At 34.7% G+C, this 12,337-nt stretch carries 11 protein-coding genes; 7 read left to right on the top strand and 4 right to left on the bottom strand.

Features of this window, described 5'->3' with window-relative positions; translation table 11 throughout:
- Positions 1-8: 8 nt before the first annotated feature.
- From porQ to ACODSI_RS01415, 3 genes are all read left to right on the top strand, one after another.
- On the top strand, positions 9-1,031 hold the full coding sequence (gene porQ / locus ACODSI_RS01425; protein WP_488915056.1) for a type IX secretion system protein PorQ: 1,023 nt from the start codon (positions 9-11) through the stop codon (positions 1,029-1,031).
- Positions 1,032-1,058: 27 nt separating this feature from the next.
- Entirely contained in the window at positions 1,059-1,751 is a 693-nt protein-coding gene (gene cmk, locus ACODSI_RS01420) for a (d)CMP kinase (protein ID WP_488915055.1), read from the top strand.
- Positions 1,752-1,817: 66 nt separating this feature from the next.
- Positions 1,818-3,074 carry a nucleoside permease gene (locus ACODSI_RS01415; protein WP_488915054.1) on the top strand — a complete coding sequence of 419 codons (1,257 nt, stop codon included), beginning with the start codon at positions 1,818-1,820 and terminating at the stop codon, positions 3,072-3,074.
- A gap of 42 nt (positions 3,075-3,116) precedes the next feature.
- Here the strand turns inward: ACODSI_RS01415 and ACODSI_RS01410 are convergent, their stop codons facing one another.
- Positions 3,117-3,248 carry a hypothetical protein gene (locus ACODSI_RS01410; protein WP_488915053.1) on the bottom strand — a complete coding sequence of 44 codons (132 nt, stop codon included), beginning with the start codon at positions 3,246-3,248 and terminating at the stop codon, positions 3,117-3,119.
- A 169-nt stretch (positions 3,249-3,417) separates the two neighbouring features.
- On the opposite strand from ACODSI_RS01410, the gene rpsA reads away from it, so the two are divergent.
- Positions 3,418-5,190, top strand: a complete 1,773-nt coding sequence (gene rpsA, locus ACODSI_RS01405; RefSeq protein ID WP_488915052.1) for a 30S ribosomal protein S1 — start codon at positions 3,418-3,420, stop codon at positions 5,188-5,190.
- Between the two features lie 189 nt (positions 5,191-5,379).
- On the opposite strand, the gene ACODSI_RS01400 is transcribed toward rpsA, so the two are convergent.
- Complete coding sequence (locus ACODSI_RS01400; RefSeq protein ID WP_488915051.1) at positions 5,380-5,919, bottom strand: ExbD/TolR family protein; 540 nt, start codon at positions 5,917-5,919, stop codon at positions 5,380-5,382.
- Positions 5,920-6,077: 158 nt separating this feature from the next.
- Between ACODSI_RS01400 and ACODSI_RS01395 the strand changes: the two genes are divergently transcribed.
- Positions 6,078-6,644 (top strand): fasciclin domain-containing protein, encoded by a 567-nt coding sequence (locus tag ACODSI_RS01395; protein WP_488915050.1) that lies wholly within the window; start codon positions 6,078-6,080, stop codon positions 6,642-6,644.
- An 84-nt stretch (positions 6,645-6,728) separates the two neighbouring features.
- Here the strand turns inward: ACODSI_RS01395 and pheT are convergent, their stop codons facing one another.
- Entirely contained in the window at positions 6,729-9,149 is a 2,421-nt protein-coding gene (gene pheT, locus ACODSI_RS01390) for a phenylalanine--tRNA ligase subunit beta (protein ID WP_488915049.1), read from the bottom strand.
- Between the two features lie 248 nt (positions 9,150-9,397).
- Between pheT and ACODSI_RS01385 the strand changes: the two genes are divergently transcribed.
- Both ACODSI_RS01385 and ACODSI_RS01380 read left to right on the top strand, forming a co-directional pair.
- Positions 9,398-10,903 carry an aldehyde dehydrogenase family protein gene (locus tag ACODSI_RS01385; RefSeq protein ID WP_488915048.1) on the top strand — a complete coding sequence of 502 codons (1,506 nt, stop codon included), beginning with the start codon at positions 9,398-9,400 and terminating at the stop codon, positions 10,901-10,903.
- Between the two features lie 72 nt (positions 10,904-10,975).
- A complete protein-coding gene (locus ACODSI_RS01380; protein ID WP_488915047.1) occupies positions 10,976-11,359 on the top strand; it encodes a DUF779 domain-containing protein in 384 nt (127 codons plus the stop codon).
- Here the strand turns inward: ACODSI_RS01380 and ACODSI_RS01375 are convergent, their stop codons facing one another.
- On the bottom strand, positions 11,360-12,286 hold the full coding sequence (locus ACODSI_RS01375) for an AraC family transcriptional regulator (protein ID WP_488915046.1): 927 nt from the start codon (positions 12,284-12,286) through the stop codon (positions 11,360-11,362).
- Between the last annotated feature and the right edge of the window lie 51 nt (positions 12,287-12,337).

Genomic DNA, 12,337 nt, shown 5'->3' with positions numbered 1-12,337 from the left:
TTTTTTCTATGTTTAAAAAACTATTTATCTCCATTATAATGCTTTTTTGCGCTGTTAGTTACAGTCAAATAGGAGGTAAGTCAGTTTATCAGTTTCTAAATTTGGTAACGTCACCACGACAAGCGGCTTTGGGAGGTAAAGTCATCACTATTTTTGATGAAGATGTCAATCAAGCGCATTTTAATCCAGCAACGATCAATCCAGAAATGGACAATCATTTGGCAATCAATTATGGTAGTTATTTTGGCGCTGTAACGTATGGAACGGCTGCCTATGCTTATACGTATGACCGTCACGTACAAACGTTTCATGCTGGAGTGAATTATGTAAACTACGGAAAATTTGAAGGTTATGATGAAAATGGCAATCAAACGGCTTCCTTTACGGGTAGTGAAATGGCCTTATCACTAGGGTATTCGTATAATGTTCCGTTCACTACTTTTTATTTTGGTGCCAATGCCAAGTTGATTTCGTCTACTTTAGAAAGTTATACCTCCTATGGAGGCGCGGTTGATTTGGGTGCCTTATTTATTGATGATAGAAATGATGTGAATTGGGCTTTAGTCATTCGAAATATTGGTACACAAATAACGACTTATGCAGGAACTCAAGAAAAATTACCCATGGAAATTTTGCTTGGCGTTTCTCAAGAAGTAGAGAATGTTCCGGTTCGCTGGCACTTGACATTAGAGAATATGCAACAATGGAAAGTTGGATTTTCTAATCCGAATAGAGCCGTTGGAAGTATAGATGGCTCAGCAACGCAAGAAAAAGTTGGTTTTGTTAATAACGCTTTACGCCATGTGGTTTTTGGAGCAGAATTATTTCCTAAAAAAGGATTTAATTTGCGATTAGGTTATAATTTTAGACGAGGAGAAGAATTGCGTGTGGTAGATCAAAGAAATTTTTCTGGAATTTCATTAGGTTTCGGACTAAAAATGGGAAAATTAAAATTCAATTATTCGTATTCAAGATATACTTTAGCCGGAAATACAAGCCTTTTTGGATTGACTATCAATTTTCAAGAATAAATATAAATCAGATAAACCAACTACATTTTGAAAAAAATTACCATTGCCATCGACGGATATTCATCAACTGGAAAAAGCACTTTAGCCAAACAATTAGCCCAACATCTTGGTTATGTTTATGTGGATACAGGAGCAATGTACCGTGCGGTAACTTTTTTTGCTATGGAAATGGGGTATATTACTGCCGATTTTTTTGACAAAGAAACCTTAATTAATAGTTTGCCCAATATCAAATTGCATTTCGAATTCAATCCCGATTTAGGTTTTGCCGAAATGTATCTAAATAATGATAATGTGGAAAAACAAATCAGAACTATTGAAGTCTCTAATTTTGTGAGTAAAGTAGCCGAAGTTTCTGAAGTTCGTGCCAAATTGGTAGAACAACAGCAAGAAATGGGACATAATAAAGGAATTGTAATGGATGGCCGTGACATTGGTACGGTTGTTTTTCCAAAAGCTGAACTGAAAATATTCATGACGGCGAGTCCAGAAACTCGAGCCCAACGTCGTTTTGACGAACTACAAACTAAAGGTGACAATGTAACTTACGAAGAAGTTCTGAAAAATGTGCAAGAGCGCGATTATATTGATACTCACAGAAAAGATTCTCCGTTGGTTATTGCAGATGATGCCATAGAAATTGACAATTCCTACCTTACCAGAGAAGAACAATTCGCTGCTGTTTTGGAATTGGTTGAAGAAGTTACTAAAACGTTGTAATATTTTTGCAAATCTCAATTTTAATAGTAGATTTACAACCTATTTACATTAAATGAACTATTAACTATGAGTATTAAAAATAGATTAATTGCCATGAACTTCTTTCAATTCTTTGTATGGGGAGCATGGCTTATAACGATTGCAAATTTTTGGTTTGGTACAAAACATTGGGAAGGAACTCAATTTGGTTTGGTTTTCGGAACAATGGGAATCGCTTCTTTGTTCATGCCTACAATCACAGGAATCATAGCAGATCGTTGGGTAAATGCAGAAAAATTGTATGGTGTACTACATATTCTATACGCCTTAGTTTTATTCTGTTTACCACAAATAACAACACCAGATAATTTTATTTACACAATGCTTTTGGCTATGTGTTTTTACATGCCAACCATAGCTTTATCCAATTCAATATCATATAATGGATTGAAAAACAACCCCAATACAGATGTGGTTAAAGATTTTCCACCAATTAGAGTATGGGGAACAGTAGGTTTTATTGCAGCTATGTGGCTGACTAATTTATCTGGAAATAAAGCTACAGCATACCAATTTTATATAGCAGGAATAGCCGCTGTTTTACTTGGACTGTATTCTTTTACCTTGCCAAAGTGCAAACCACAACATGTTAAAAGTGAAAAATATTCATTTATTGAATCTATGGGGTTGGAGGCTTTTAAATTGTTTGGAAGTTATAAAATGGCATTGTTTTTTATTTTTTCCATGTTTCTAGGAGGTGCATTGCAGTTGACCAATGCTTATGGGGATGTGTTTTTGGATGAGTTTAAAAACATTCCTGAATACAAAAGCTCATTTGTAGTTAAATATTCTACGATAATTATGTCGATTTCTCAAATATCGGAGACCTTATTTATTTTAGCAATCCCATTTTTCTTGAAGCGTTTTGGAATAAAACAAGTGATGTTAATTTCTATGTTGGCTTGGGTATTGCGATTTGGATTATTTGCTTTTGGAAATCCAACAAGTGGTTTATGGATGATTATCATGTCTTGTATTGTATACGGAATGGCATTTGATTTTTTCAATATTTCAGGGTCACTTTTTGTAGAAACGTCAACCAATTCCAAAATTCGTTCTTCGGCTCAAGGATTGTTCATGATGATGACCAATGGATTCGGAGCTGTTTTGGGAAGCTTTACATCGGGCTGGGCAATTGAAAAATTCTTTACCCATGAAGGTACTAGAGATTGGCATAACATCTGGCTGGCTTTTGCATCATATGCCTTAGTAATTGCAATATTATTTGCCATTTTCTTCAAGCACAAACACAATCCTGATGAAGTGACTAATGTGAGTCATTAAAAAATATTCTATTACCCGATAATTTCTTTTTTATCGGGTTTTTTATGCCATACCATTCCCATTTAGCCCTGATTGAAGCAATCCGCCGTGCGGTGCGAAAAGCAGGAATAAGGAAACCAAAAAATGCCCAAGCCATTCGCTTCTATAAAACAATCTTTTCTCTTGTTTCTTCACGCTATTTTATTTCTATAATTATTTTGTAATTAAGAAATTATGCTTACTTTTGCACACCTTTTGGCGAAGAAGAGTTTCCTTTAGGTATCAACTATTTATGTAAAACACTGCTGCTGTTTTCTATTCGATAAAAAACTCAAGAAACCCAGCATACAAATTTTTCATCAGCATGTCTGAATTAAACAAAGAACAACAAGCGTTTTTAAACGAATTTAACTGGCACAATTACGCAGAAGGAATTGATGCAGTAGATCAAAAAAACTTACAAGAGTTTGAAGATTTAGTAACTAAAACTTTTATCTCTACGGATCAAGAAGAAGTAGTAGAAGGTGTGGTAGTTAGAATCACTGACAGAGACGCAATTGTTGACATTAATGCAAAATCGGAAGGTGTTATTTCATTAAACGAATTCCGTTACAACCCAAACTTAAAAGTGGGTGACAAAGTAGAAGTATTAATCGACGTTCGTGAGGACAAAACAGGTCAATTAGTATTGTCTCACAGAAAAGCAAGAACTATCAAATCATGGGATAGAGTTATTTCTGCAAACGAAACTGGTGAAATTGTTACAGGTTTTGTTAAATGTAGAACTAAAGGTGGTATGATTGTAGATGTTTTCGGAATTGAAGCATTCTTACCAGGTTCACAAATTGATGTGAAACCAATCCGTGATTACGATGTATACGTGAACAAAAACATGGAATTCAAAGTGGTGAAAATCAACCACGAATTCAAAAATGTTGTAGTATCTCACAAAGCGCTTATCGAAGCCGATATCGAAGTTCAGAAAAAAGAAATTATTGGTCAATTAGAAAAAGGACAAGTATTAGAAGGTGTGGTTAAAAACATTACTTCTTATGGTGTGTTTATTGACTTAGGTGGTGTAGATGGATTAATCCACATTACTGACCTTTCTTGGTCTAGAATCAATCACCCAAGTGAAGTTCTTGAATTAGATCAAAAATTGAACGTAGTTATCCTTGATTTTGATGACGAAAAAACAAGAATTCAATTAGGATTGAAACAATTAAACGCGCACCCATGGGATGCTCTTGGAGCTGAACTTAAAGTAGGTGACAAAGTGAAAGGTAAAGTAGTAGTTATCGCTGATTACGGTGCTTTCATTGAAGTTGCTGAAGGTGTTGAAGGTTTAATCCACGTTTCTGAAATGTCTTGGTCTACACACTTACGTTCGGCTCAAGATTTCGTAAAAGTGGGTGATACTGTTGAAGCAGTTATCTTAACTCTTGATAGAGATGAAAGAAAAATGTCTTTAGGTATCAAACAAATGACGCAAGATCCATGGACAGATATTACAGCTAAATACCCAGTAGGTTCTAAACATACCGGTATCGTTAGAAACTTTACTAACTTCGGAATTTTCGTTGAATTAGAAGAAGGAATCGACGGATTAGTGTATATCTCTGACTTATCTTGGACTAAGAAAATCAAACATCCATCAGAATTTGTTAACGTAGGTGATAAATTAGATGTAGTAGTATTAGAATTAGATGTTGACGGACGTAAATTATCTTTAGGTCACAAACAAACTACTGCTAATCCTTGGGACAAACACGAAGATGCATTTGCTGTTGGTACTATCCACACAGGTACTATTGCTGAAATCGTTGACAAAGGTGCTACTGTAGATTTCGGAGATGATGTTGTTGCATTTATTCCAACTCGTCACTTAGAAAAAGAAGACGGTAAAAAATTGAAAAAAGGCGAAGAAGCACAATTCAAAGTTATCGAATTCAATAAAGAATTCAAAAGAGTAGTAGCTTCGCATACTGCTATCTTTAGAGAAGAAGAAGAAAAAGTAGCTAAAGCTGCTTCTGAAAATGTTGCTGCTTCTAACAGTAACAATCAAGCTTCAACTTTAGGAGATAACAATGATATTCTTGCTGAATTAAAAGCTAAAATGGAAAAAGGAGGTAACTAATCTCTCATTTTCAATAATAATTAAAAAGCCTTACAGTAATGTAGGGCTTTTTTTATGTGAAGCTGTTTCCTGCTGTGCGCTTTATCTTTTTATTTTTTGTCATTGATTTGTACCTCTCAATAACAAAAAATAAAAAGGATATCGCTGCCATCAGGGCTAGGGCTATATCTGTGAGTAGGGATTATGATGTTATAGCGAACTCAATAATTTACGTTCCTCTGGAGTATAATCGTTTATAATGGTATACGTTGGAATGTTTGCTATAGACATCTCATCTAAAATATCTATTAAATTTTTGAAATTTGATTTCTTACTCGGTTTGATAATTACAATTGCACCAGAATTGCGTCTTTCCGAACTAAAACCTTTGTTTTGAATTTGCTTGCTTTTTAAGAGCAGTTCTTTCCGAATACCGTTTTTACCATATTCAAATACTTTGGGAGATTCGGGTGTATATTCAAGATTTCCTATATAACGTACGATTTTATTATCACCATCCAATAATAAGGTAATAACCCTATCACTTACAACGCCACAATGAATAACACAAGTAGGACAACCAGTATAGTGTTCAGGTAAACCTAACTCCATCGCATTTGGTTTTGATAATTCTATGGTTACCATAAAAAATACCATAAGTAGAAATGAAATGCTTATCATAGCCGACACATCAATCTTTGGATTTAATTTTTTACATCTTGGCTTTTTCGATATATTTTTTTCATTCATAACACTGATCTTTACTATTTTAAACGCAAATAAAATCAGGAAATTATGTACCCTATGTATTTTAATCCTACTAAAAATTATGTTAATTTTTATTCATTAAAAACCAAAACAAATTCTTCTGCGTAAATGCTTGTATAACTCTTAAAAAATAACATATTATGAAAAGTAAAAATTTGTTCTCAGCAGTAGTAGTATCTTTAAGTCTTTTTGCAACTGGTTTGACATTTGCTCAAAAAGAAAAAACAGTAACTGTAGGTGGAGCACCAATGTATCCTTCAAAAAACATTGTTGAAAATGCCGTAAACTCAAAAGATCACACTACTCTTGTAGCTGCTGTTAAAGCCGCAGGTTTGGTAGAAACATTACAATCTAAAGGACCTTTCACCGTTTTTGCCCCAACAAATGCAGCGTTTGATAAATTACCAAAAGGTACCGTTGAAAGTTTATTGAAGCCAGAAAACTTAAAAACATTACAAACCATCTTGACCTATCACGTGGTTGCAGGAAAATTAAGTGCTGCTGATATCATGGATTTAATCAAGAAAGGAAATGGCAAAGCAACATTAAAAACAGTTTCAGGCGGAACACTTACTGCTTGGATGAAAGGAAAAGATATTTATCTTACAGATGAAAATGGTACGAGTTCAAAAATTACTATTTCGGATGTAAATCAATCAAATGGTGTGATTCACGTAGTTGATACGGTGGTGCTACCAAAATCATAATTCTTTAAATTTTGTTAGGTTTGGTTAAAGAAAAAGCCATCTACTGTATGTGGATGGCTTTTTTGATTGTATAAATTTATTGGATTATCTTAATTGTGCTCCTAATTCACTTTCAAAATTAGATTGTAATTTACTCATAATCTTATCAATTTGTGCATCAGTCAAGGTTTTAGTAGTATCTTGAAGCACAAAGCTTACCGCATACGATTTTTTTCCTTCGGGCAAATTCTTACCTTCATAAACATCAAATAAGTTGATGTCTTTTAAAAGTGATTTCTCCGTTTGACGCGCAATTTTATAAATCGATTCAAAGGCAACACTAGTATCTACTAGTAATGCAAAGTCACGACGCACTTCAGGATATTTTGGAATGGCTGCAAATTTGATTTTATTCGATAACAATTTGATGACTAATTCCCAATTGAACTCGGCATAAAATACTTCTTGTTTGATGTCAAAATGTTTCAATACCGATTTTTTAACGGTACCCATTTCAACCAAAACATCATTCCCTAAAGTAAAAGCAATTCCTTCGGCAAAAATATCGTTGGTAATAGGAGCGTTTTGTGTTTTATCAAATCCTAAACGAGAAAGAATAGATGAAACGTATCCTTTAAATAAAAAGAAATCGGTTGGTTTTTGCGAATTTGTCCAACTTTCGGAAGTTCTGTTTCCTGAAACAAAAAGGGTTAAATGTTTCTTTTCATTATATCCAGAAAGTAGTTTTCGATAGCTTTTCCCGAATTCAAATAATTTTAAATCACTATTTTTTCGGTTGATATTATACGAAATGGCTTCCAAACCAGAGAACAACATCGATTGACGCATCACCGATAATTCACTACTCAACGGATTCAACATCGTAACATTGTATTCTTCTTTTAACAACTCTGATAATTGAATATAATCGGGAGTTGTTAGTGAATTGGCCATCATTTCGTGAAAACCTAAAGAATTCAACTGTGAAGCAATAATATTTTGAACTTTATAGTCTTCCGTTCTTGACGATTTAGCAACCGTAGCGTTCAATTTTTTGGTAAAATTGATGTTGTTGTAACCATACACTCTAAGAATTTCCTCAATAACATCAACTTCACGCTGTACATCTACACGATAGGCAGGAATCGTCAATCCTAATCCGGCATCAGAGGTACTATTCACTTTAATATCCAGAGAAGCTAAAATTTTCTTTATGGTTTCTTTCGGAATGTCTTGACCTATTAATTTAAAAGCCTTTTCATAATTTAAGAACACGCTAAAATCAGAAAGCTTTTTAGGATAAACATCTATAACATCCGATGTGATTTCACCACCAGCTACTTCTTGAATCAGCAAAGCAGCACGTTTTAAAGCATATTCGGTAATTTCGGGATCAATGCCTCTTTCAAAACGAAATGAAGCATCGGTACTCAACCCATGACGTTTTGCGGTTTTACGAATCGTAACCGGATTGAAGTAGGCACTTTCTAAAAATATAGTCGACGTATTTTCGCTAACTCCAGAGTTTTTTCCACCAAAAACACCTGCCATACACAACGGACCTTTATCGTCACAAATCATCAAATCTTCTTCATGAAGCGTTCTTTCAACATCATCAAGGGTTACAAATTTTGTTCCAGCAGCTACCGTTTTCACAGTTACTTTTCCATGAATCATGGCAGCATCGAAAGCATGTAACGGTTGCCCTAATTCGTGCAACACATAATTGGTAACATCAATAATATTATTTTTGGGTGTTAAACCAATGGCTTTCAAGCGATTTTGCAACCAAGAAGGCGATGGCTTAATGGTGACTCCAGAAATAGTAACACCACAATACCTTGGTGCTAATTTAGAATCGACTACATTAACGTCGATTTTTAAGGTGCGTTTATCTACTTTAAATTTAGATACCGATGGCGTAATCAGTTCTAACGAAGCATTTTTCTGAAGTAAAGCCGCACGCAAATCACGAGCAACTCCCATATGTGACATGGCATCGGCACGATTTGGCGTCAAACCAATTTCAAACACTTCATCATTTTCTATATTGAAAACTTTGGCAGCTGGTGTTCCTGGTTTCAAACTTTCGTCCAAAATCATGATTCCGTCATGGCTCGTTCCTAAACCTAATTCGTCTTCGGCACAAATCATTCCGTGACTTTCTTGACCGCGAATCTTTCCTTTTTTAATTTCAAATTCAACACCGTCTTTATCAAAAAGTCTCGTTCCAATAGTCGCAACAGGTACCTTTTGGCCTGCAGCCACATTAGTAGCGCCACACACAATTTGAACTGGAGAACCATCTCCTAAATCAACAGTAGTAATGTTTAGACGATCGGCATCTGGGTGTTTCTCGCAAGTCAAAACATGTCCCACAACAACACCTTCTAATCCACCTTTAACCGATTGGTATTTTTCAACTATTTCTACTTCAAGTCCTAAGTCGGTTAGAATATTAGAAATATCTTCCGAAGGAGCGTCAATTTTTAAAAATTGTTTTAACCAGTTGTATGAAATCTTCATCGTGTACGTGTAATTTTTGAGTTGGCAAAGATAAGTATTGTAGCATTTACATCAAATTATATTTTGTTCAAATCTATTTTTCTTTTCAATTATTAATTTGATTAAAAATTAGCGTTATTTTTTGGATATGTATAATAATTATGTCTTACTATTTCATACTTATCAATATTGTGCTATTAATTGACCATTTTGTGCTATTTTAAGAAATGAGTTACTACTACATTTGAATGAATCAAAAAATTAAACTTATGAGTAATTTAGTGCAAAGACCACAATTAAAAGAAAAGTATGATAATTATATCAACGGAACATGGACGGCACCTTCAACTGGACTGTATTTTGAAGTAGTATCTCCAGTCGATGGAAAATTATTGGCCAAAGCCGCACATTCTACCAAACTTGATGTCGAATTGGCCGTAAATTCGGCTTCAGAAGCATTCAAAACTTGGAGTCAAACATCGGCAACGGAAAGAAGTAATATCTTAAATAAGATTGCCGACAGAATTGAAGCTAATTTAGAACACATTGCCATTGTTGAAACCTTAGATAATGGAAAGGCAGTAAGAGAAACTATTCATGCCGATATTCCTTTAGCGGTAGATCATTTTAGATATTTTGCCAGTGTTATTCGTGCCGAAGAAGGCTCAATAAACGAATTAGATAAAGACACCGTTTCTATTATTATCAATGAGCCACTTGGCGTTATTGCGCAAATTATTCCTTGGAATTTTCCAATCTTAATGGCTGTTTGGAAATTAGCTCCAGCTTTAGCAGCAGGAAATTGCGTGGTTCTGAAGCCCGCTGAAAGTACACCAATTTCCATCATGGTTTTGATGGAATTAATTGGCGATTTGCTTCCTCCAGGAGTTGTAAATGTAGTCAATGGTTTTGGTGCCGAATTGGGTAGAACATTGGTTACTAATCCTAAAGTAGCTAAAGCAGCATTTACAGGTTCGACTGCTACTGGTAGAATGGTAATGCAATATGCCACTGAAAACATTATTCCGGTTACTTTAGAATTGGGTGGGAAATCCCCAAATATTTTCTTTCCGTCGGTCATGGATGAAGACGATGCCTTTTTGGATAAAGCGATTGAAGGTGCGGTGCTATTTGCCTTTAATCAAGGCGAAGTGTGTACGTGTCCATCGCGACTTTTAGTTCATGAAGACATTTATGATCAATTTATCGAACGAGTTTTAGAACGTGTTAAAGCCATTAAAGTAGGAAATCCACTTGATCCTACTGTAATGATGGGAGCTCAAGCTTCGCAAATTCAAAAAGACAAAATTCTTTCCTATATCAATTTAGGTAAAGAAGAAGGAGCTGAGTTATTATGTGGTGGTGGCGTGAATCATTTAGGAGACGATTTAGAAGGCGGTTATTACATTCAACCAACACTTTTTAAAGGACACAACAAAATGAGAATCTTTCAAGAAGAAATTTTTGGACCCGTATTGGCGGTAACCACTTTTAAAACCACTGAAGAAGCTTTGGAAATCGCCAATGATACGATGTATGGTTTGGGAGCTGGAGTTTGGACACGTGATGCGCACGAATTATACCAAGTTCCAAGAGCCATTCATGCCGGTAGAGTTTGGGTAAATCAATACCACGCTTATCCAGCAGGCGCACCGTTTGGTGGATACAAGCAATCGGGAATTGGTAGAGAAAATCACAAAATGATGTTAGACCATTACCGTCAAACTAAAAACATGTTGATTTCATATAACAAAAATAAATTAGGGTTCTTTTAGTAGATAATCCATTAATTTTAGCCACGAATTCACGAATATTTTAAGAATTCGTGGCTTTTTAATTGCAATACAATGAATACAATTAAACGATTGGAGGCCACTTCAAAAGCAATAGATTTGATAGCAATGCTTTCTGAAAAATTTGGAGATTTAATGTTTTATCAAGCCGGTGGTTGTTGTGAAGGTACGCAACCGCAATGTTTTGAAAAAGGTGGATTTTATCTTCGAAATGAAGATGTGTGTATCGGACAAATCAGTGGCTTTGACTTTTGGGTCGATAAAGATTTGTTTGAATATTGGAAACATGCCCACTTTACACTCGATGTGACTGACGCGATAGGAGCAGGAGGCTTTTCATTGGAAACACCTTATGGAAAAACTTTTGTGGTAAAGTATAGATTATTTACCGAGAGTGAAGTTCTAAATTTAGAAGCAGTGCGGTTGAATACGTTTTAATTAGTGCGTGTTAAAATTCATCAATTGATATTGTTTCGGAGTCACACCTTCGTATTTTTTAAACAATCGAATAAAGTAATTGCAATCTTCAAAACCACTAGCATACGAAACTTCATTGACTTGAATGTTGGGATTGCTCAATAGTTTTTTGGCGTATTTAATTTTTTCGTTAAGAATAAACTCAATCGGGCTCATGCCTAATTCTCTTTTAAAATAACGGTAAAACGAAGTGGTGCTCATGCACGCTTTATCACTTAAATCTTTCAAATTGATAGATTCTCGAATATTCTTTTTTATAAAATCTATAGCTGGAGTAATGGGACTGTTAATGTCTATGTACTTTTCGTTTTCAAAACGCTTGGTCGTTTGCGTTTGAATAATTCGAATAATCAATTCTTGTAAGGTCAAATCGGCAATGGCATCTTTGGTTATCGAATTTCCCATACATTCTTTAATCAATTTGTTGATGGTTCCAGCCAATTCTACATTATTGTAAAAAAAGTAATTCTCATGATCCAATTTCCATAAATTACTTTTGCCTTCTTTAGGGTATTTTTCGTTCAAAAAATCTAATGTATCGGTAATGATTTTATTATCGATGGCAAGCGCTATGCATTGGGTAGGATTTTCTTTGGTCGCTTCAGGAAAATCAATTTTCATTTCAACGTTAGACGGCACAATTACGGTTTCTCCAGGTAAATATTCAAACTGTGGTTCGTCGAATAAATGCATAACTTTTTTGCCACGCAGCATACTCGTTACCACTAAATCGTTGAACTTTAACGGAACTAAATCTGATTTTTGATACGTTTCAAAAATGTTTAATTCACAGTGATCTAATGAAAATATAGTACGATTTTCGACTAATGTTTTTAACGATTTTTCGTGAGTAAGTGCGGGTTTATTTAATAATGTTTTAATTGACATTTAAGCTATTTTGGAATTACTAATGTAGAAAAAATATCCATAAATAGTACA

It is taken from the genome of Flavobacterium sp. FG139 (genome assembly GCF_057809695.1).
The sequence above is the reverse complement of the archived record's forward strand: the minus strand, read 5'-3'. Positions and strand labels throughout refer to the sequence as shown.

Bases quoted from the DNA above. Each gene is read 5' to 3' on its own strand.
- pheT (WP_488915049.1), bottom strand. From the start codon at position 9,149: ATGAAGATTTCATACAACTGGTTAAAACAATTTTTAAAAATTGACGCT.
- porQ (WP_488915056.1), top strand. From the start codon at position 9: ATGTTTAAAAAACTATTTATCTCCATTATAATGCTTTTTTGCGCTGTT.
- ACODSI_RS01380 (WP_488915047.1), top strand. From the start codon at position 10,976: ATGAATACAATTAAACGATTGGAGGCCACTTCAAAAGCAATAGATTTG.
- ACODSI_RS01385 (WP_488915048.1), top strand. From the start codon at position 9,398: ATGAGTAATTTAGTGCAAAGACCACAATTAAAAGAAAAGTATGATAAT.
- ACODSI_RS01395 (WP_488915050.1), top strand. From the start codon at position 6,078: ATGAAAAGTAAAAATTTGTTCTCAGCAGTAGTAGTATCTTTAAGTCTT.
- ACODSI_RS01415 (WP_488915054.1), top strand. From the start codon at position 1,818: ATGAGTATTAAAAATAGATTAATTGCCATGAACTTCTTTCAATTCTTT.
- rpsA (WP_488915052.1), top strand. From the start codon at position 3,418: ATGTCTGAATTAAACAAAGAACAACAAGCGTTTTTAAACGAATTTAAC.
- ACODSI_RS01375 (WP_488915046.1), bottom strand. From the start codon at position 12,286: ATGTCAATTAAAACATTATTAAATAAACCCGCACTTACTCACGAAAAA.
- ACODSI_RS01400 (WP_488915051.1), bottom strand. From the start codon at position 5,919: ATGAATGAAAAAAATATATCGAAAAAGCCAAGATGTAAAAAATTAAAT.